Here is a 21378-nt window from a genome sequence, read left to right as displayed (position 1 = left end):
TTTGTGCAACACAAAAGTCAATAGGGAGAAAGCCAAAATGAAAAAATTTTTTTCGGTTGGAGAAGCTGCAAAAGCTGTCAACACAACAAGCGAAACTTTACGGCACTATGACCGCATTGGATTAGTCAAGCCGAGCAAAAAAGATGAATGGACAAATTATCGTTATTATACGGAGCAGGATATTGTTCGGCTAAATACAGTACGTGCTTTACAGCTTATGGATTTACCTTTGCAAGAGATAAAAAAAGTGTTGGAATTTGATGAACTTGAAAAAATAGTGGATTTTTTAACGCAAGCAGAGAAAAAGGCTGACGAAAAAATAGCAATATTGCAAAATAGCAAATCCAAAATACAATCAGCTAAAGCGGATTATGAAAGAAAGCTGCAAGCAAAGCAAAATTTCAAAGGCTTTTTTCTCAAAGATTTACCGAAACGAGTTATTTTACTGTCCGACACATTAGAAGTACCGACGCTCGATAATCTGTGGAATTATCTCAGCCACTTTTATGATAAGGTCACGCCCACTTTGAGAGAACAATTCTCCTTTGAAGATTTGGCGGGTATATACACCGAAAGAGGAATATCAAGACTTTTTGCTGTTTGTATTCATTACACGGATATAGATGGATTAAAGATATTACCCAAAGGGAAATACCTATGCGCCAACTGTACCGAAGAAAATCGAAAAAACACATTGGATAGACTAATCTATACCGCCAAAACAGAATATAGTGCAGAGCCGTTTTTTATGGTGCAAATCGTAGTCGTGTCGGGCATTTTACAATGGGATTACGAGTTGCAAGTTTTCATAGGGGGATAAAGTGTTTTAGATAGCCTGCTCGTTCTCCTTTACTCACGTTGCACTACTTTTGCAAAATAGTGAGAATTATTTTGTTTTAGCAAGTGAAAATATGTTTTGAAATATATAAAAAGGAGTGAGATTTCGCCGTAGTCGGCATTGTGGGAATGTGTATAACTGGCTGTCTTATGGAATTGTGGGTAACTCTGTTTGCAGAATGTGGGAAAGCTGCACTTTAGCTTTTCCATGTTCTGTGAATAGAGTTATCCATGATTCCATAGCCTGTTATGCACATTTCCATAATGCTTGCCTTTTGGTCTTTGGTTCGGAATAGTGTGGTGCTGGCGGTCTATCTCTTGTTTTCGGTTGCTTGCTTCTTTACCGTACATGAGCATTGGCTCCGGGGTTGTCGTTGCCGTAGCCCTCCAGAAGGTTGATCGCGCCCCACACGCCGAGGCCGGCGCCCAGCGCCACAACGAGGGTCTGCAACACACCGATCGCACTGTTGAAAAATGCCATAACTTTGTCCTCCTTAAAGACAGTGGGCGGAGCCTTTGCCCCGCCCGGTTCATAGTGGTTTTGAAGATACAAAAGGGCGCCCGCCGCCCCGCCTGGTCAGCCCGCCCGTTGGATGCCTGCCCATATCATCATGTTTGCCGGCAGCTTCATTACGGGCGGGCGTTGTCCCACGCAGGGGGAAAACGCCCTTCGGATACGAGAAAAGCCCCCGCAGAGGGGGCCTTACGGCGTGACGCTCATCCGTCCGCGTCGATCACTTCAAATTCGTCCTTCGCCTTCAGCTTCAGCCGGTGGTCCAGGAACTTCTCGATGTCAAAGCGGTTCTTTTCGTCACAGTCCGCCGTGTACTGGAAATTGGGGTGCTTCGTCAGGTCGTACTTGTCCGACAAAAACGGTCTCACGCCACGGAGCTGGAGGATGCACTTGCCGCCGTCCAGCACCGCCAGCTCGTCCACGCTTGCCAGCTCATGGCCCGTCCGTTGGTAGTTTATGCTGTGGGACTCCTGGCTGCCCTTGCTCACCCCGGTGTTGAACATATCTATGGTCTCCTTGCCCAGGGCGGCGGAAAGCTCCTTCAAGGTGGTCGGCTCACTGCCGCCGAGGAAGATGCGGGTGTCCATGTTGCCGATGATGGTGTCGGCGTTGTCCTTGTAGATCGCCTTTAGCTGGCTCTGCGCCTGCAAGACCAGGCAGGCCGATATTTCCCGGCTTCGGATGGTCGCCACCAGCTTCTCCAGGTTCGGTATCTGCCCGATGTTGGCGCACTCGTCAATGAGGCAGCGCACATGGACCGGGAGCCGCCCGTGGTACACATCATCGGCTTTCTCGCACAGCAGATTGAAAAGCTGGCTGTATATCATGCTGATGAGGAAGTTGAAGGTGCTGTCCGTGTCGCTCATGATGAGGAACAGGGCGGTCTTCCGGTCCCCCAGGGTGTCCAGCTCCAACTCGTCATACCGGGTGATCTCCCGCAGTTCGGCGATGTCAAAGGGAGCCAGCCGAGCGCCGCAGGAGATGAGGATGCTCTTTGCCGTCTTGCCGGCCGCCAGCTTATAGAGCCGGTACTGGCGGACAGCAAAGTGGTCCGGCTCTTTCTTTTCCAGTGCCTCAAACATCTGGTCGATAGGGTTCTGGAACGTCTCATCGTCCTCCCGGACTTCCATAGCGTTCAGGAAGGTGATGAGCGTCCCGAAGTTCTGCTCCTCCACGGGCGCGATATAGTGGATATAGGCGATGAGCGCCGTGTAAAGGAGCTTCTCGGCCTTCTCCCAGAACTGGTCCCCGCCCTTGCCCTCGCCCTGCGTGTTCACCATCAGCGTTGTCACCAGCTTCAGGATGTCCTTCTCCGAGTGGATATAGGCGAAGGGGTTGTAGTGCATCGACTTCTTGAAGTTGATCGTGTTAAAAATCTTGATGCGGTACTTGTTCCGCACCAGGACGGCCCCGCACTCCTCGACGATCCCCCCTTTTGGATCAGTGATGACATACGAACTATGGCACTGTAAAAGGTTGGGCTTGAGCCAGAACCTGGTCTTGCCGCTGCCGGAGCCGCCGACGATCAGCACATTCTTGTTCCGGGCGGTCTTGGGGTCCTTGGGGCGGCTGTTCATGGTGAGGCTCTCCGTCCGGGTCAGGATGACGTTGTTCTGGAACACGGGGTCAACGAACGGCTCGATGTCCTTTGGCCCGCCCCATCTGGCACTGCCGTATTCCTCGCCGGAGCGGTATTTCTTGGCGTTCTTGCTCCGCACATATACCACCAGCCGGAACGCCGCGCCGATGGCAAGCCCGATGCACAGGTCGAAGGGGTGCAGGCTGGGCATGGGGTCCCCCCACGCCGCCCCCATCGAGGTGAAGAAGCCCAGCAGCTTCGTGGAGATGTCCGTCCCCGCCGCCATGCGCCACGCCTCCCCGATATTGGTGCAGAAAAGCCCGATCACCACATAGGGGATGTTCAGGATGATGAGTTTCTTGGTTTTCTGGTTCATCGCTCACGCTCCTGGTTCTTCTCCCGCACCTTGGAGGGGATGGACTTGGCAAGCTCTTTCAGGTGCGCCAGGGCTTTCAGGACGCTGGGCCGCTTCTCTTTCTGGGACAGCTTCACGGAATACTCCTTGAAGGCGGCGGTCAGCACATCGGCGTCCTTTGCCTTGAAGAACACCATGAAGCGGGGCGTCTCCTGGGACACATCCTTTCGGATGGCATAGTCCACGCCGTACTTGTTTAGCACCCGCTCAAAGTCCTTGATGCCGCTCTTGGCGATGTCGATCTGCTGCGCCCCCTGGTCCTTGCGGATCAGCTTCTCCACGGTCATCTTTCCGTGGTCGCCCTCCGCCGCCCTGCCGGCCTTCACCCGCGCCCGGTGCTGGGCGTACTTGCGGAACGCCGCCACCAGCGTCCGCCCGGTCAGTTTGCTGGTACTTATCATCAGGTTTACGGTCCTGTTCTCTACTTCCTCCTGCAAATCTCATTCCCCCTTTCTGCGGAAACGGCGCCGGAGGTATGATGCCGTTGGTTTCAGATGTGGAACGCCGGGAAGTCCTTCCCATCGGCGTAGAGGGTCACGGTATGGTCGGCAAAGTAGACCACGGCGGCGATCACATCCTCCGCAGAGAGGGAAACGCCGTCCCCGTCCTCATCGGTCTTGTAGACGATCACGGGGCCGAGCAGATACCGTTCCCTGCCCAGGTTCAGGACGCGCCGCCCGTCAAAGACGATCGCCAGCCCCGCCACATCCAGGGCGTCGTCCGACACGACCTCCAGGCAGTCGTACTTGCCTTTGCTCTCGATCTCGTCCCAGCACTGGGTCTCCTGCATGACCTCCGGGGTCTTGTCCGGGCGCATCACCATCACGATGGAGTCCGCCTCGGCCTCCGTGACGGTGGCCTCCTCCGCCGCGTCGTGCAGGTACTCCTCCAGGGAGTCCACCAGCTTTTTGTAGCCGGGCCTATCCGCGCTGTCGGGCAGGGACAGGTTGATGTTCACATCACCGTTGAAGTGAAAATGGATACTGTTCATAAGCGTAGATGCTCCTTTTCCGTTTCATAAAAAATGCGCCCCGCAAAAGGGGGCGTGTCACCGTTGCTGGTTCCGCTGCCGCCGCCTCTGCCACTGTTCCAGCAGGCGGAGGATGGTGTCGCTCATCTGCCTGGGCGTGTAGGACTTGGGGAAGAACTTCTGCAAGTCGCTGGTCTTGAACGCGATCTGCCCCATGTCGTCCTTCTTCGCCTCGTCCATGATGCCGCACATATCCTCCAGGGTACAGCCGTCCTCCTGGCTCTTTTTCTTCATGCGCTGGGCCTGCGATACAGAGGGTGCGGCCTGGGCGTAGTCCATCGCCTCCAGGAAGTTCCGCTGTTCCTCCGGCTTCAGGTAGGACAGCTCCACGGCGGGCGTCATGGATATTTTCTTCTCGTCCACCATATCCAGGATTTCGGGGATCAGGTTCGTCAGGCGGACGAACCGCCGGACGGTATCGCCGCTCACGCCCGCACCTTTTCCCACTTCATCATCGGCGCGGAACTTCGCCGCAACTTGCGGCGAAGTTAGGTCTGTGCGCTGTCCCTGATGCCGGAGGGCGTCCATTTTCATTTTGTAGGCTTTGGCCCTCTCGCTGGGCAGGATGTTCTCCCGCTGGAGGTTGGAGTCTACCATCATGATAACGGCGGCGTCATCGTCCAGTTCTCGGACAATGACGGGGATGGCATCCAGTCCCGCCAGTTCTGCGGCATGGTGGCGGCGGTGGCCGGAGATGATCTCATACCCGCCGTCCGGGTCCGGGCGCACGATGAGGGGATTAGCGATCCCGACCATCCTGATGCTCTCCACGGTCTCCGCCATAGCGTCATCGTCCAGCACCTTGAAGGGATGCCCCTCAAAGGGGTGCAGCTCGGAGAGGGGGAACCGCTGTACCGTTTCCGTCACGGCTTCTGCCGCAGCCACGGTCTGCGCTTCCGGCTCTTTGGGCTTTGCTTTAGGCATTTGTGTTCACCTCGCTTTCTCAATGTGGGTTTATGGGAAAAAGAAAAAAGGCGTGTACCCAGCCCCCAAGATGGGGCAGGATACACGCCTATGTAACCGTCTGCGGACGCAAAAAAAGAGCGGATACCGACCGCCGGATTTCTCCGACAGCGATACCCGCTCTATGAAGTCTTGCTTTGTCTGATGGGCGTCCTACCCTCCTTGCGCCGCCCTGCGCTTTTGTTATCCTCTGTTTTGGGTCAAAAAACAGAACTAACATCACAAAGTCCCGTGTTTTCAGGGCTTTCTGAGTTTAGTTCTAAAATAACACAATCATCTTTTACGATAACCGTTCCCACAAGCCCCGCTTCAATGTCGGCAAGCATGGACTGGAAGCCGGGTCTTTGGAAATTTGCCCCAGAGAATCCGTCGTCCGTGTACCATTTGAGGTTGGAAAAGCCGTTCTGTTTTGCGTAGGCTTCAAGGATTCGCTTCTGAGAAGCGATTTGTCAAGGATAATTTCACCGTTATTATATTTTCAGCTAAGCGTATACACTACGATTACTCAAATTGTGAAGTCAATCGCTATCCACACTCTCATAATTACCGTAGTTGACTATACCAGATACTTTAGGCGAAAAGTCCTAAATCAAAAGGAAATATCCCTAAAGGGACAGTATGTGCGATAGGGGCAATCAGGATAGAAAAGCAAGGGCCTGCGAAAAAATTGAGATATTTTCGCAGGCCCTTGCTTTTCTTATAAGCTGTGGTTCATCCATAGCATCAGATATTGATCCCCGCATACCGCCCTTTTAAAAGCGCCACCAGCTCTGCGTATTTTTCCCGGCTGAGCAGGATCTCCCCCTCATACTCCTTGAAGCGGATCGCATAATTTTTCGCCTCATTGTCCGCCCGGACCGCCGCCACCTGGGATAGATTGACGATGAAAGATTGATAACAGCGATAGAATCCGCAGCCCTCCAGCATTTCCTCCAGCTGGTTCATAGTGTACCCCAGCAGCGCGATCTCCTGGCCATCTATAGTGACGATGCGGTTTTTCCGGTTACTGCGCTCAATGAAAAGAATATCACTGATGCGGGTAAGCTGATAGCCGCTGCGGGTCTTGATCATGATGCTGCGGTTGGATATCTCCCGCTTGGCTTGCTGAAGGTCGAAAATGTACCGCAGGCGGTTGACCAGCGATTGAAGCGCCAGCGGATCAAAGGGCGTCAGCAGATACCCGGCGCACTGGCAGCGGAAAGCGTTGAAGGCCCACTCCTCCGAGTTGGAATAGACCACCACCTGGATATGGGGATGGCTCTGTCCCAGAACGGCGGACAAATACTCCCCGACTCCTGTGATACGGGGGTCCGCTGGCTGGTGGTTGGCAAATATAATATCCACCTCATTGGACTGCACATATTCAATGGCCTCCGTCGAGGTCTGCGCCGTTCCGACCACCCGAAAGCACTGGAAAGCGTGCAGCATGACGACCAATTCCTCGCGCAGCTGCTGATCGCTGTCCACCAGCAGTACTTTCATCTCCATCATCGTTTTCTACCCCGCTTTTATTCCGTCTGTCCTACAGCCTTGAACGCCTGCTCCAGCGCCTTGGCGTCCCCCTCGTAGAGGTCCAACCACAGCGCAAAGGGACCGTTGTGAACGCAGCTGGTAATGTGTCCGGAGCCATAGAGGTTGATAATCCCATCTGCCTTCAGACTCTTGTAGGAGGTTTCCTCCATGCTGCCCTCCTTCAGGTTGTCCAGATCCCACCAATAAAATTCCGCGCCACTGACCTGGCGTGCCTCGGTGCAAAGGCCGTCGCTGGACATGGAAATTGCAGTGGATGGGTCATCAATCAGCCCCTGGGCGGCGATTTCAGCGATGAGTTCCTCTATCGTCATGTTCCAAATGGGGGCATCCGCGTCCTCACCCTCGCCAATCAGCGCTGTAGGCGGAACAAACTCCGGCGACGAGGCCACATAAGCCAGCACACCTGCAAAGCCCAGCGCCAGCAGGATGGAAAAAAGGATCGTAAAGCGCTTCATCTTCCGGCCTCCTCTCCCGCCAGGCCGCACCCCTGAAGTTCCAGGTATGCGCGGTATGTGGAGCTGGTTTTCAGCAGCTCCTCGTGGGTTCCCGCAGCCTCCAGGGACCCGCTGTTGAGAACGATGATGTGATCTGCCTCCATAACTGTGCGCATATCGTGGGCCACCACCACGATGGTCCGTCCCTTCATGTGCTCCCGGATGGTGCGGTAGATGGTCATATCACTCTTGTGGTCCAGGCTGGCCCCGGCCTCATCCATGAGCAGATAGTCCGGATCGGACAGCAGTGTCCGGGCAATGGCCACCCGCTGGCGCTGTCCGCCGGAGAGCAGAGCCCCGCCCATGCCCACATCGGAGCCATACTCCTGGGGCAGCTGGCGGATGAACCCGTCCGCATCCGCCAGCTTTGCGGCCTGGACTACAGCCTCGTCCGATACCTCGCCGGTCTCGCCGTAGGCTATGTTATCACGGACGGTACCGGAAAACAAGGGGTTGTGCTGGAGGACACAGCCGAACCGCCGGCGCAGCTGGGCCAGCTTCACCTCGTCCACGGCGGACTTCCCCAGCCATATCCGTCCGCTGTCCGGTGGGTAAATCCCTTGAAGCAGCTTGAGCAGAGTGGACTTGCCGGAGCCATTGTTGCCGATGATGGCGGTGGTCTTTCCGGCGGGAATGGTGAGGCTCAGGTCGTGGAGTACCGGCTGCTGGGGGACATAGCCGAAGCTCACCCGGTCTAGCACGATGTCCCGCTCCGGCAGGTTCCCTGGCAGATCGTACCCGGCATTCGGGTCCTCTTCCGGACCGTCCAGAAGGACGCCCACGTACTGCATAGCACCCTGTGTACCCTTGAGGGTCTGGTAATGGGTCAGGACCTCCGCCTGGTACTGGTCCACCCGGTCCTTGTAGGTGCTGAAATCGTTGATGCCAGTGTCCGGCATCCGGCCCTTGCGGATCATGTCGGACCCAAACAGGGCAATGGCGACTTTTCCGATGGAGGTGTACAGCGTATTGGAAAACACCTGTAAAACCTCCATAAAGGCGTAGTAAATATCCGCCTTATACCGCTCATCAATAGCCCGCAGGCCCTCTTCTATCTCCAGGCCCTCCATAGCCTGGGCCTTGACATGCTTGGCGGCGGAGATATGCTCAGAGAAAAATTCCGTCATAGTGTTCAGGCTCTCATACCGCCGTAGCATCATGTGGTATTGCAGCTGCCCTACCAGTGCGAACACCCCAACGGCCAGGGGAACAAGCAACAGCATGTAGGCGGAGAGGACGGCGTTGAACCGGGCCATCTCCACGCAGCAGCGGATGAAGCCATAGATGGAGGCCACAGTGGAGAAGATCATGTAGATGACGCTGCTGGCCTGGGTGATGTCGTTGACCACGCCGGAGATAAGGGACGAGGGCTGGCGGCGCTCCACCTCCCGCATGGGCAGGTGGAGGATCTTGTCCCACAGCAGCTTTCTGGCCCGAAGCGTGACCTTTTGGATGCCGTACTCGCCGCAGAGGTTGCTGAGCATGGCGATCACAGCGTTGAGTACAGTCAGCAGAGAGTAGCCGATGATGACGTCGTTGTAAAGCTCGCCCTTGTTGATCTGGATGACATATTTGGAGATAGCCAGAAAAACCTCGGTATTGATGAGACTGAACACTAGGGAGCCGATAAAGAGCCACCAGGGGATGGGAAAGCGGGTATAAAACGTGATATAGGACCGGAAAGAAAACTTCTCTTTCTGCTGCGTTCTGTCTCTGCCGTTCTGCTTCATATCAGCGTCCCTCCTCTCCGTTTTCCATCATTTCCCGGCAGTAGGGATCGGAGGCCAGAATGTCCTCCCGCTCCCCGGCGGCCTCCACTCTGCCGTCCCGGAGGACAATCAGGTAGTCCGCGTTGCGGATGGTCTGGGCGTCGTGGGCCACATAGACCACGGTCTTTCCTGCCATGACCTGCCGGATGCTGGCCCAGACGCCTGCCTTGCCGCCGATATCCATGGCGGCGGTGGCCTCGTCCAGCAGCAGGCAGTCCGGCTTTTTCAGCAGCGCACGGGCCACGGAAAACCGCTGCCGCTGCCCGCCGGAGAGGCTGGCTCCGCTCTCGCCCACCGGGGCATCGTAGCCCAAGGGCTGACGGCGTACATACTCCAGGATGCCCACAGCGGCGCAGACATCGTCCAATTCCTTATCCGGCGGCTTCCGATCCAGGCCGTGGAGCAGGTTGTCCCGAATCGTCCCGGCGTACATGACGCTCTCCTGGGTCACATATCCCAGGGTCCGGCGGAAGCTCGCCAGGGAGTAGTCCGAGGTATCCTTTCCTCCGATCCGGATCGCTCCTCCGTCCAGGGGGTAGAGGCGGTCGATCAGGTTCAGAAGGGTGGTCTTGCCCGAGCCGGACGGCCCCACTACGGCGGTGATCCGCCCGGCGGGAATGTCCAGGTCCAGACCCTGGAACAGCGGCTCCGCGCCAAAGGAGAAGGCCACCTTCTCAAAATGGATGCCGCCAGTGGGAGAGTCCATAGCATCTCCCGCATCCAGATCCTCAGACCGTTCGTCCATGATCTCGCTCACCCGGTCTACCGCGCCCTGAGCGCTTTTGAAGGAGGTCCAATAGCCGCAGTAGGCGCTGAGGATATTGGTCAGCTGAACGGCAAAGCCATAATAAGCGATCCACTCCGTAAGGCTCAGCGCGCCGGAGGCGTAGAAGCCCCGGCCCACCAGAATGATGACGATGGTTTGCAGGACACTGGCAATGGCCCGGATGGGGAGTGCCATGCCAGTGACCCAGATGTTCATTCCGGCGGCGCGGTAGCTGGCCTTCATCCGCTCCCCGCCGGTACCGGCCTCTTTCGCCTCAGTACCCATGGATTTGATGAGCATGAGGTTGTTGGTCCGCTCCGCCACGGAGGCGGTCAGCTCGGCGTTGCGGCGGTTGATGAGGTCCTGCACGCCGAATTGCAGGCGGCTCAGGATAAAGCTGATGAGGATGTTCACCGGCAGCGCCGCCAGCAGGGACCACATCAGCGAACCGTCATAGCTGGAGACCTTCCGGAGGATGACAAAGCTGGAGTAGGCGGTGGTGAAGATGGGAAGGAATACCTTCATAACCAGACTGCTGATGCTGGAAATGTCAGTGGTGATACGGCTGAGCAGCTCCTTGGGGTTGTTGTTTTCATAGAACCGCAGCGGGAGGCTCACCGTCTTGCGCCAGACCATCCGCCGCAGGTTCCGGTCCATGCGGGCAGTGCAGAGGTTGTTGATGAGGCCAGAGACAGAGCTCAGGATCAGGGAGAGGACCTGATAGAACAGATAGGGCAGCACCACGGCGGTCAGGCCCACGTTCCCGGCGAAAAGGGCGGCGCTGTACTCGGTGGAACTGACTCCCACATTGGCGATGACAGCGCTGGCCGCCAGATAGCCGATGATCCACAGGTAGGGCAAATCCGCCTTGCCCAGCATGGAGAAGAAGCGGCGGAAGCTGCCGTAATTTTTTCGGAAAATTGCGTTCGTTTCCATTGATTTCTCCTTCCTCTTATGTGCTTTCAGAGAAACGCCTCTGCCCTATCCCATACAGGATAGGGTAGGGCGTCTCTATGTCCTTATTTCTGGGAAAGCGCCTGGAAGTCAGCAATGACAGCGTCCTTCTGGGCATAGTTCTCCGCAAAGACGATTGCGAAGCTGCCACTGTAGGCAGCGGTCTCCAGCACAGCCGCTCCGCCCATATAGACCACCGTACCGCCGTTCATAGCAAGATTCTGGAAACAGCTGGTGTACGCCTCAGAGGGCGTCTCGGAATCCCACCACATCAGCCACAGTCCGTCGTAATCCATGGCCTTGTCCGCAAAGGGGGCGAAGGGGATCTCCCCGCCGGTGTTGTCGGTGAGGTATCCCATGGTGGTGAGCATATCCACTGGGACGGCATCCTTGGAGATGTAGCCCTTGGCAGTGAGATAGTCCACCATCTCGTCATATGTACATGTTTTCGGATCAACGGTTTTTGAGCCGCCGCAGGCGGCAAGACCAAGCGTGAGCAGAATCGCCAGAAGGGTACAGAGGGTTCGTTTCGCGGCTTTTTTCATGAAATGAGACCTCCTTTTGTTGATAGCCGTATCATAGCATACCCGGAACAGGCGGAAAAGAGTGCATGTCGATTTTGTCCGAAAGACCGCCTGATCTGTCCGGCTTTATGTATACATATATTGGGCAATGACATCCTTCACCGGCTGGGGCTGCATGACGCCCACATGGCTGTCCACCAGCTGTCCGTCCTTGTAGAAATGGATGGTGGGTACGGCAGTGATGCCGTACTCCTCCGCGATCTCAGGATTCTCGGTGGTATTGAGCTTGACGATATTCAGAAAGGGAATTTCTGCCGCAATGTCCTCTAAAATTCTGGAGAACAGCTTGCAGGGAACGCAGGTGGCGCCATAAAAATCGGCGATCACGAAGTCCTCTCTGATCAGATCCTTGAAATTGTTCTTGTCCGCAGTTTGAATTGCCATGGTACGTCCTCCTCAATAAAATTCTCTGATGTATTTTTTCAACACCGTGTAGGTGTGTCCGGCGTATTCATTGAAAATAAAGGTTTCATAGGGATTGGCTTCCCGGGCGTTTTCCACGGAGACATGCCAAGTTTTAGCATAGTCTGCAATAAATGCCTCATAATCCGCTTCGCCGGCCTGGAAGCCATCGGTTTGAGCGTACCAGCAGCCCAGCAGATAGCGGCAAAGGCTGTCCCAGCCGTCGTATTGGAGCATGGCGACCAGCTCGTGGTAGCTCTTCACTGGAATGCGTCCGCGGAACTGCTCCGGGGTCATCTCCTCCAAAACCATACCCTCCTGACGGCACAGCGTCCGGCAGCGGTCCAGCTCCCGATTCACCACGACGGCCCAGTCCTCCTTGCAGAGGACAAACTCTGATCCAGCGATTACCTCCGCCATAAGCTGTTTCTGGGGCTCATAGAGGGCATCCTGGAAAGCGGAATCCTTCTGCTGCGCCAGCAGATAGGCTCTGTAGTCCGCCACAGTGTCCACACCCTCCAGGCCCAGCTTCTCCACCATCTCATCACTGAGTTCTGGGACCACGCGGTTCATCACGCCCGTCAGTGTGAGGGATACCCTGCCCTCCGACAGGTCCGCTTCCCTGGCCTCTCCCACTGTCATGCCAATAACCAGCGCCTCCAGCTCCTTATGGAACATACCGCTGCCAGCTACGAACCGGACTTTCTCCTTGTTGAACCTGGGACAGTCCGAGACCAGACGGCATACCACCTGATCCCCAGCGGAAGCAGTCTCTCCCGTTTCCCAGCGGACATACGGATTGGTCAGCCGCCGCAGCTCTGTCTCCAGCGCTGCCTCATCCGGCACGAAAGGCTTCAGCAGGGGCGTTATATCCACCTCCCGATAGTCCTTTATCTGCAATACTCGTGATTTCATGCTACACCACCGCCTTTTTTATATATTCTACCGCACTGTGCAGGGCCACGTTGCCCTCGCCCACCGCTTTGGCATACTGATAGGGCCGCCCGGTACAATCCCCGGCGGCAAAGCAGCCTGGAAGGTTGGTCCGCTGCTGCCGGTCTACCTGAATGTGTCCGCCCTCCGCCGCCAGTCCCGGCAGCAAAGCCGCCGGCGCCACGCAGGAGCGCAGACAGAATACGCCGTCTGCATCCACCGTCTCCCCATTGCAGACGATGCCGGAAGCCCGGCTCTCCCCCAGGATTTCCATAGGATAGCCCACTGTGTGCCGCACATTGTCCCGGCGGATGCCGCAATCCTTATAGCTGGTACAGAGAAATACCTCCGAAGCCAGGTCCGCCAGGAATTCGATCTCCTCCTCCAGAGAAGAGTCTGTGCAGACCACCGCGATCCGTTTGCCCCGGTACAGTCCCCCGTCGCAGGTGGCGCAATAGCTGACGCCTCTGCCCAGCAGACGGCTCTCACCGGGGATTTCCCGGCAGCTGGATACGCCGGTGGCGAGGATGACGGCTTTGGCATCGTACATTTTTTCGTTGACCACGGAGGTATAATATCCGCCCATGTCGTAAACGGCGTTCACCCGTTCCTCCAGAATAGAAATGCCCAGACTGCCGGTCTGACGCAGGAAGGCATCGCGCATCTCTGTGCCGGTGATCGATGGAAGTCCCGGGTAATTTATGACACGTTCGGCTTTCGTGATTTTAGGACTCAACGCTCTGGAACCGAACCAGAGGAAGTCCAAGTTCCGCGCCTTCGCACTCAGCGCGGCGGAAACGCCGGCAGGTCCGCTGCCGATAATGAGCAGATCGTACATTCGCTGCATCCCTCCTGGTGTTTTTCTGCCTTAACAATACAGGTTTTCCGGGCAAAATCAATATCAGCTGCCGATTCTGCCCTGAAAATGGTTTATTCTGTACCAATGGCGTATACCCGTCACCGCTTCTGTTTTGGGGGAAGCCAGAGACAATTCCGGACCGGCTGACACCGGCAGACCATGGGCAGGACAATTTAGCCCGGAATTAGACAGAATAAGCACACCTGCTTGCGCCAGCGCAGAAAATATTTATAATAGTGGGCATCTAAACAGAAAAAAGAAATTTCTCATATGAGGGGAGGCCCATTATGGAAAAGAATGATATCCTTTCAGGCTTTATCGTTCTCGACCGTCAAAGTGTAGATGAGCTGGATGCGGTCCTCTGGCAGATGGAACACCAGAAGTCCGGGGCCCGGCTGGTCTGGCTGGAGCGGGCGGAGGAAAATAAAACCTTCGGCATCGCTTTCCAAACCCAGCCTTGGGACGACACAGGCATATTTCATATCTTGGAACACTCGGTCCTGTGCGGCTCAGAACGTTACCCGGTAAAGGAGCCTTTTGTGGAGTTGATGAAAAGCTCTCTCAATACGTTCTTGAACGCCATGACATTCCCGGATAGGACCTTTTATCCAGTATCCAGCCGGAATGACCAGGATTTTATCAATCTCCTGCGGGTCTATATGGACGCAGTGCTGCACCCGCTGCTCCACTCCAGGCCAGAGATATTCGGTCAGGAAGGGTGGCATTATGAACTGGATGAGGATGGCGCACCCTTCTGCAAGGGCGTGGTGTTCAATGAGATGAAGGGAGCCTTTGCATCGCCGGACGCTCTTCTGGAGCGCGAGATGACCCGCTGCCTGTTCCCGGATACCTGCTACCGCTTCGTCTCCGGCGGCGACCCGGAGCATATCCCGGAGCTGACCTATGAGGCGTTCACCGCCGCCCACAGACGTCTCTATCACCCCTCCAATTCCTACATATTCCTGGATGGCCGTTTGAATATCGGGGAAATTCTCGCGATCCTTGACAGCGAATATCTCTCCGGCTATGAGCGCCGCCCCGCGCCGGGGGCAATTCCGCTGCAAAAGCCTGTAGATGGCGGCTTGGCTATCGTCCGCTACGAACTGTCCCCCCAGGAAACCCCGGAAGGCCGCTCCAAACTGGCGGATGGATTTGTGGCCTGTACCTGCCGGGACCGGGAGGCACTGACGGCGCTGCAGGCGCTGTCGGACGCGCTCTGCGGAGACAACCAGGCTCCGCTGAAGCGGCGGCTCCTGGAAGGCAGACTGGCGCGGGATGTCCGGCTGGAGCTTCACGATGGCATCCAGCAGCCATGGGTCACGCTGGAGGCGCGGGATATAGATGAGGGCAGGATGGACGAGGTGTCTGCCGCCATCCAAGAAGAATTGAAACGGCTGGTTCGGGAGGGGTTGGATCACCGGCGTATCCTCGCCACACTGGACAAGCTGGAGTTTGAGGCCCGGCAGCGTGATTACGGGCAGACGCCACAGGGGCTTGTGCTGGGTTTTCAGGTGCTGGAGAGCTGGCTCTACGGCGGAGATCCGGCAGCAAATCTCAGCGTAGGGACGCTTTTTGGCGATCTGCGCCAAAAGTGCGGAGATGGATATTTTGAAAAGCTGATGGAGCGTATTCTGCTGAAAAATCCCCACCATTGCCGGGTGCTGATGTGTCCCTCTCACACAGCCGGTCAGGAGCGTCAGGCCCGGGAGACAGCCCGCCTCAGCGCGGTCCAGTCAGGATGGAGCTCTGCGGAGGCCGCCGGTATCCGCCGGTATCAGGAGGCCATCGCCGCGTGGCAGGCCGCGCCGGATACGCCGGAGCAGTTGGCATCCATCCCCAGGCTGCGCCTGGAGCAGGTCCCGGCAGAACCGGAGAAGCTGCCTTTCGCAGAAGAACGAACGGCGGGCATTACACTTCTGTGCCACGAACTGCATACGAACGGGATCACCTATTTGAATTTCTATTTTGCGCTGGATGATCTTGCCCCGGATGAACTGACCAAAGCGTCCTTTATGGCCCGGCTGTTCGGCTATTTGGATACGTCAGCCTACGCTCTGGCGGACCTCCACCGGGAGATGCGCTCCCTGTTCGGGAGTATCCAATTCGCGGTAGAGGCATATGGGCAGCAAAACATTCCCACCCGCTGCCGGACGTTCCTGTGTGTCACATGCAGCGTCCTGGACGCGAAGCTGGAAAAAGCCCTGTCATTCCTGACAGAGCTTTTGATGGGGCAGCGATGGGATGATCCCGAACGGGTACTCGTGTTCCTGCGCCAGCATCGGTCAGCTATGGCGGAGCAGGCTGTGATGGCGGGACACAACGCCGCCATGTCCAGAGTTCTCGCCTGTTCCACCGCTGAGGGCGCTGTGCAGGAGCAGGCTGGCGGCATCACCTTCCTCCGGTGGCTGACGGAGCTGGAGCGGGATTTCCCGGTCCGCTTTCCCATTCTGGCAGAGGAGTTGAAGGCTCTGTCACAGCGTATCTTCTGCCGCGCGCGTATGACGGCCAGTATTACCGCCGGGAACGAGACGGCTGTGGGGATAACTGCCCGCATACTGTCCGGCAACCTGCCGGAAGGTGCCTTTGTTCTTCCGGGCACTGCGGCTATTCGTCCCTGGGGCCCCAGACGGGAGGGGATCGTGATTCCAACGGACATTTCTTTTTCAGCTGCGGGCGGCATTTTCCAGGGTGCAGGAAGCGGAACGGCAAAGGTCATGGGCCGCACGATCTCTCTGGGCCACTTGTGGAACACCGTGCGGGTCCAGGGTGGGGCCTACGGTACAGGGATGATCCTGCGGGATACCGGCTTTGCGGGATTTTTCTCCTATCGGGACCCCAGTGCCGCCCGAACCTTGGATTGCTATCGCGCCTCCGCCGGCTTTCTGCGGGGTATCGCAGATATAGACCTTGCCGGCATGATCATTGGAGCGGCGGCGGAGTCCGACCCGCTCTTAACAGCCCGTATGAAGGGGAAAACCGCTGACGCCCGCTATTGGCGGCAGATCACCCACGGAGACCTGTGCCGCGTCCGGCGCGAGATGCTCTCCACGGTACCGGATGATCTGGCTGTTCTGGCGGATCCTGTGGAGAAGCTGACAGCACAAGGTGCGGTCTGTATCCTTGGCTCTCAACAGCAGATAGACGTATGCGCTGAGCTGCTGGACTGCGTGACGGTGCTTTGACATGGTAAAGGAGCATAACGCAATGAGACACCTCAAAAAAGCGGCAGGGGTTTGCTCCGCAATTTTGGCCGGGAATATACTGCTGGGATTTGCGGTGGCGGCGTTCATTCTTCCCAGCGGCGTGATTATGGGCGGCGCTACCGGCGTTGGCATCGTTCTGGCAAGATTTATTCCGCTGGACACTGCAACGATTGTTTTGTGCGTAAATCTTATGGCTCTGGCGCTGGGGTGGGCGGTGTTGGGGTGGCGTTTTGTTGTGGCCACCATTGCCAGTTCGCTGCTCTATCCTATCTTCCTGGGCGCGGCGCAGCGGATACCAGGTATTGACCAGCTGACAGCTGATCCACTGCTGGCGGCCCTGCTGGGCGGCGGACTGGTGGGTATCGCTGTGGGTCTGGTTATGCGAGTGGGTTCCTCCACCGGTGGAACCGATGTGGTCAATCTTGTGCTGCATAAATGGACGCATATCCCGGTTTCTGCAGCGGTCTACCTGACGGATATCGTCATCATGGGCGCACAAGCTCTGTTTTCCGATCCGGAACAAATATTATACGGCGTTGTACTGCTGGTCGTGGAGACAATTGCATTGGATCGGGTGATGCTTCTGGGGCAATCCCAGACACAGCTTTTTGTAGTCTCCAGTCAATATGAGAAGCTCCGTCAAAAATGCCTGACAGAGCTGCAGGCCGGGACCACTATGGTCTACATTGAAACAGGCCGGACAAGAACGCTCCAGCGAGGTGTGCTGTGCGTAATTCCGCCCCGGAAGCTGTATGCCGCGCAGGCGCTGATCCAATCCGTTGATCCCCATGCGTTTCTGACCATCACGCAGATCAAGGAGGTCCGAGGTCAGGGGTTCTCCAGTGAAAGGATCTATGTGGAATCACCTGAAGGTCCCATCAAGTAAAAGGAGAAAAATTATGCTGACTGCTGAAAAGAAAATGGCATATCTGTCCATTTTAAGGGAAGAATTAGTCCCCGCCACGGGCTGTACAGAGCCGATTGCCCTGGCCTATGCCTCCGCCCGGCTCCGTGACATCCTTGGTACCAATCCGGAGCGGATACGAGCTGAGGTTTCCGGCAATATTATCAAAAATGTGAAAAGCGTTGTGGTTCCCAATTCCGGGGGACTGAAAGGCATCTGTGCGGCCATAGCCGCAGGTATTATAGCTGGTGCAGCGGAGAGAGCCTTACAGGTCATCTCGTCTGTTCCGGCGGAGCTGCACGAGACTATCGCGGCCTATTCTCAGGATACCCCTATCGAAATCGCCTGCGCGGATACCACCCGGATGCTGGATATCCGATTGACCGGCTGGGCTGGGGAACACTTCGCTTCCGTACACATCGCAAACAGCCACAGCAACATCGTTCGGGAGGAAAGGGACGGCGAGGTCCTGCTGGAAAAGCCGGTCACAGATTCCACCGAAGACAGTCTGACGGACAAGAGTGTCCTGAATGTAGCGGACATTCTGGACTTTGCGAATACGGCAGAACTGGAGGAGATCGCGCCGCTGCTGCGCCGGCAGATCGACTGCAACACAGCTATTGCGGAGGAAGGGCTGCAAAATGACTGGGGAGCCAATATTGGCTCTGTGATGCTGGCAGAGTACCCCAGTGACATCAAGACGGAAGCCAGGGCGTGGGCCGCCGCCGGAAGCGATGCCCGGATGAGCGGGTGTGAGCTGCCGGTGGTGATCCTCTCAGGTTCCGGCAACCAGGGCATCACCGCTTCTGTACCGGTGGTACGGTACGCCAGACATTTGGGCACCGGTCAGGAGAAACTGTACCGGGCGCTGCTGGTCAGCGACCTGGTAACGATCCACCAGAAAAGCGGCATAGGCCGACTCTCCGCCTACTGCGGCGCAGTCAGCGCGGGGGTCGGGGCAGGGGCCGGGATTGCCTATCTGCTGGACGGCAGCTATGAAGCCATTGCACACACCATCGTCAACGCTGTGGCTATGATCAGCGGCACCATCTGCGACGGGGCAAAGCCCTCCTGCGCCGCCAAGATCGCTGCCAGTGTGGACGCAGGGCTCCTGGGCTATTCTATGTACAAGAATCACCAGGAATTCAAGAGCGGTGACGGCATTGTTACCAAGGGCGTGGATAACACCATCGCTAATATTGGTATCTTGGCACAGCAGGGAATGCGGCAGACAGATCAGACAATATTGTCCATAATGACTGAGCGGTGTAAATGATATTAGATGCTGTGGCTGTAGCAATCAATATAGCTCATAAAACTCACCGCTCCTGGATGTACCCTTTCTCATAATTTTGCTTATTCTGCTGTCCCTGTAACTGTTGTATCGTCCGGCGGATAGATACCGGTTCTGATGATTTATCCAACATTTCGACAACATCCCTTCGGCTCTGCGCCAACGTTCTGGAATCAAATTTCACTCCAAAGGCGGCTTGCAGCCGCTGGACAGTTTTGTGCTCCATATTAGGCCGGATACTGTGACAGGCGGTATCCAGTTCTATGGCATCCATATCCGCCGCCTGTTGCTGCAGCTCGGTATACTGAGCCAATGCCGCTTCCAATTCAGCGACATACTTTTTCCCTTGCTGGTCCAGCTTGTTCAAAGAGTTCTCCATAGATGTGATGCGCTGCTTAATCTCCGCAATACCATGATCGTATGCACAATTAAGCTGATTGAGCAGCAGGGCCTTCTCGCTTTTCAATTCCTCAATATCTTCTGTCAAACCGGAGATTTTCTGTGCTAATTCCCGATGCCGGAACACCTGAATTGCTGAGGTAGCTTTCTTTTCCTCCAACAGTGCCCGGCGCTCCCGAACCTTTACTTTGATCTGTTTGACTATATCCTCATACCGTTTGATGTCTGATTGAACGACTTGGAGCGTATCCGAAAAATGCTTTTTCCCGGCTCCAATATGCAAAAGCTGATACCAGAAGATAATCATTTTCTGGCGTACAGTTTCCATCGCCTCTGCAATGGCAGGAACAGTATTCTTTACCGCATCCATCAACTTCTTAACCAGCGATTTCAACTCCCGCAGCAGAACATTGTCCGCCTTAATCTGCCGGTTTAGTTCACAGCGATCAGAAATAATGCCCTTCTGTTCCAGCGCACGGGCGGCTACTCCCTCATGGATAGTGGGCTGCTCGTCCAGACCGCGCTCGGCGTGACTTCGGTGATCGACGCGCTCATCGTGTCCGAAACGTTCCAGACACCGGTTCACCTCATCAGCCCATGCTGTCCGCCAGAGGACAAGCTGATCTTCGCTGTTCCAACGCGCAGAGATCGGATTTTGTCTGCCGTATTTGGTGCTTTTTGGATACTTGGATACCCGCTCATAGCCCTGTGTCTGCGCTGCTGATGGGGCCATATACATCTTCTTTTTGCCAACCTTATACTGATACTGTTTCTCCCATCCATTGGCCTGCGCCTGTTTGAACTCGGATGCAGTAAAACCACGTTCTTCACCGCCTTTGACACAGAGATATTCCTTCTCCGTCTTATGCTGCCATTTGCCCTCCATCGTCAGCGGTCGAACGGTCAGCATGATATGAGCATGGGGATTGTGTCCATCTGTGTCGTGGATGCACACATCAGCACACATCCCCTCTGCTACAAAATTGGTCTGGATAAATTCAGTAAGTAGGGTAATCCACTCGTCCTTGTTCAGTTCAACCGGTAACGCCACTACAAACTCACGAGCGAGACGGCTGTCCTTTGTTTTCTCCGTTTCCTCCACAGCGTTCCAAAGAACTTCCCGATCTGCCCACTCTGCTGGTGCCATATCTGGCAGAAAGACTTGCTGCCAGACAAGTCCCTGCTTGCGGGTGTAGTCATGCTGAACCCCGTCATAGTCGTTATACATTCTGGAACAGCTCATGTAGGCCACTGCCGCAACAGCGGAACGCCCTATACCTCGGCTGATAACCTTTGCCTCCAAATGATAAATTGCCAGTTTTTATTACCCCCGTCTTTCGTCTCCCGTCCCTCGTCCAACGTCCCCCGTAAACAGTGAAAAGCTGCCAGTGGCAGGTTTTCGCTGGCGTATGGAACAGGTCGGCGCGCCGATCTGTTCCATACGCACCGGGAATGACCGCAGTCATTCCCGGCAGGCCCCCGCAGGGGCCGCATCCGCCTCGCAGAGCGCACGACTGCCGAAGGCAGTACCACCGCCCGCGCAGCGGGTGGTGAGTAAGTGCGCCCTTCGGGCCGGGAAAAGCGGAGCGCCCCGGCGAACCGGGACGCTCCTGCTTTGCGTACTTAATTTGTAAGTTCGTGCAGATATGTTTCCAACTCGTTCAAGCTCATGCTTACCGTCTGCGGCAGAGCCTTTTCCAAAACAGCCCCCTCCTGGATTAACCGCCGTGTCCGGGCTTTGCGCTGCTTCACACGGTCACGGGCCTGAGCTTCTTCCAAACGGTGTCGGGCCTGGATCAGTTTCTTTTCATTATCCGTCATAGTAACTCCTTCCCGGCCTTAACTGGCCTTTTAGCACTGGAAACGCCTGATTTTGACACCAAAATTCTGCAAGTTGGTATCATAAAGGGCAAAAAACAGCACCAGATACAAATTCCCTGTGTAAA

18 protein-coding genes and 2 pseudogenes are annotated in these 21378 nt (G+C 56.0%); 4 read left to right on the top strand and 16 right to left on the bottom strand.

Going from position 1 to position 21378, the window contains the following annotated elements; all coding sequences use genetic code 11:
• Positions 1-37: 37 nt before the first annotated feature.
• Positions 38-820 (top strand): MerR family transcriptional regulator, encoded by a 783-nt coding sequence (locus C814_RS18035; protein ID WP_016316854.1) that lies wholly within the window; start codon positions 38-40, stop codon positions 818-820.
• A gap of 369 nt (positions 821-1189) precedes the next feature.
• Here the strand turns inward: C814_RS18035 and C814_RS23135 are convergent.
• The 14 genes and pseudogenes from C814_RS23135 to C814_RS17970 all read right to left on the bottom strand — a co-directional run.
• Positions 1190-1318: pseudogene (locus C814_RS23135) on the bottom strand (Maff2 family mobile element protein); the annotation flags it as partial.
• A gap of 236 nt (positions 1319-1554) precedes the next feature.
• Positions 1555-3306, bottom strand: coding sequence for a VirD4-like conjugal transfer protein, CD1115 family (locus C814_RS18025; protein WP_016316852.1), 1752 nt, complete (start codon positions 3304-3306; stop codon positions 1555-1557).
• Positions 3303-3782 (bottom strand): PcfB family protein, encoded by a 480-nt coding sequence (locus C814_RS18020; RefSeq protein WP_016316851.1) that lies wholly within the window; start codon positions 3780-3782, stop codon positions 3303-3305. The genes C814_RS18025 and C814_RS18020 overlap by 4 nt, the downstream gene beginning before the upstream one ends.
• 53 nt (positions 3783-3835) lie before the next feature.
• Positions 3836-4336 carry a hypothetical protein gene (locus C814_RS18015; protein ID WP_016316850.1) on the bottom strand — a complete coding sequence of 167 codons (501 nt, stop codon included), beginning with the start codon at positions 4334-4336 and terminating at the stop codon, positions 3836-3838.
• Positions 4337-4393: 57 nt separating this feature from the next.
• Positions 4394-5299, bottom strand: coding sequence for a ParB/RepB/Spo0J family partition protein (locus tag C814_RS18010; protein ID WP_016316849.1), 906 nt, complete (start codon positions 5297-5299; stop codon positions 4394-4396).
• A gap of 314 nt (positions 5300-5613) precedes the next feature.
• Positions 5614-5784: pseudogene (locus tag C814_RS23130) on the bottom strand (recombinase family protein); the annotation flags it as partial.
• A 277-nt stretch (positions 5785-6061) separates the two neighbouring features.
• Positions 6062-6829 carry a LytR/AlgR family response regulator transcription factor gene (locus C814_RS18005; RefSeq protein ID WP_016316848.1) on the bottom strand — a complete coding sequence of 256 codons (768 nt, stop codon included), beginning with the start codon at positions 6827-6829 and terminating at the stop codon, positions 6062-6064.
• A gap of 17 nt (positions 6830-6846) precedes the next feature.
• A complete protein-coding gene (locus tag C814_RS18000) occupies positions 6847-7326 on the bottom strand; it encodes a hypothetical protein (RefSeq protein WP_016316847.1) in 480 nt (159 codons plus the stop codon).
• Positions 7323-9095: an ABC transporter ATP-binding protein gene (locus tag C814_RS17995; RefSeq protein WP_016316846.1), complete on the bottom strand. Its 1773-nt coding sequence runs from the start codon at positions 9093-9095 to the stop codon at positions 7323-7325. The genes C814_RS18000 and C814_RS17995 overlap by 4 nt, the downstream gene beginning before the upstream one ends.
• A gap of 1 nt (position 9096) precedes the next feature.
• Positions 9097-10836, bottom strand: a complete 1740-nt coding sequence (locus C814_RS17990; protein ID WP_016316845.1) for an ABC transporter ATP-binding protein — start codon at positions 10834-10836, stop codon at positions 9097-9099.
• A gap of 83 nt (positions 10837-10919) precedes the next feature.
• On the bottom strand, positions 10920-11399 hold the full coding sequence (locus C814_RS17985) for a hypothetical protein (protein WP_016316844.1): 480 nt from the start codon (positions 11397-11399) through the stop codon (positions 10920-10922).
• Positions 11400-11504: 105 nt separating this feature from the next.
• The gene (locus C814_RS17980) at positions 11505-11822 is read right to left on the bottom strand and encodes a thioredoxin family protein (protein WP_016316843.1); all 318 of its coding nucleotides are present in this window, start codon (positions 11820-11822) and stop codon (positions 11505-11507) included.
• A gap of 12 nt (positions 11823-11834) precedes the next feature.
• Complete coding sequence (locus tag C814_RS17975) at positions 11835-12755, bottom strand: trigger factor (RefSeq protein ID WP_016316842.1); 921 nt, start codon at positions 12753-12755, stop codon at positions 11835-11837.
• Position 12756: 1 nt separating this feature from the next.
• Entirely contained in the window at positions 12757-13611 is an 855-nt protein-coding gene (locus tag C814_RS17970; RefSeq protein WP_016316841.1) for an NAD(P)/FAD-dependent oxidoreductase, read from the bottom strand.
• Positions 13612-13919: 308 nt separating this feature from the next.
• Between C814_RS17970 and C814_RS17965 the strand changes: the two genes are divergently transcribed.
• From C814_RS17965 to C814_RS17955, 3 genes are read left to right on the top strand one after another with little or no spacing between them, the layout of a single operon-like run.
• On the top strand, positions 13920-16814 hold the full coding sequence (locus C814_RS17965) for an insulinase family protein (protein ID WP_016316840.1): 2895 nt from the start codon (positions 13920-13922) through the stop codon (positions 16812-16814).
• 22 nt (positions 16815-16836) lie between these two features.
• Positions 16837-17721 carry a YitT family protein gene (locus C814_RS17960; RefSeq protein ID WP_016316839.1) on the top strand — a complete coding sequence of 295 codons (885 nt, stop codon included), beginning with the start codon at positions 16837-16839 and terminating at the stop codon, positions 17719-17721.
• A 13-nt stretch (positions 17722-17734) separates the two neighbouring features.
• Complete coding sequence (locus C814_RS17955) at positions 17735-19015, top strand: L-cysteine desulfidase family protein (protein WP_016316838.1); 1281 nt, start codon at positions 17735-17737, stop codon at positions 19013-19015.
• 43 nt (positions 19016-19058) lie between these two features.
• Here C814_RS17955 and mobQ read toward each other — a convergent pair whose 3' ends face one another.
• On the bottom strand, positions 19059-20750 hold the full coding sequence (gene mobQ / locus C814_RS17950; RefSeq protein ID WP_031219872.1) for a MobQ family relaxase: 1692 nt from the start codon (positions 20748-20750) through the stop codon (positions 19059-19061).
• Between the two features lie 305 nt (positions 20751-21055).
• Positions 21056-21253, bottom strand: a complete 198-nt coding sequence (locus C814_RS17945; RefSeq protein WP_016315953.1) for a hypothetical protein — start codon at positions 21251-21253, stop codon at positions 21056-21058.
• Between the last annotated feature and the right edge of the window lie 125 nt (positions 21254-21378).

Source organism: Anaerotruncus sp. G3(2012), from assembly GCF_000403395.2.
Classification (GTDB): domain Bacteria; phylum Bacillota; class Clostridia; order Oscillospirales; family Ruminococcaceae; genus Anaerotruncus.
Note: the sequence above shows the minus strand (reverse complement) of the source record. Positions and strands in the feature narration are given on the sequence as shown.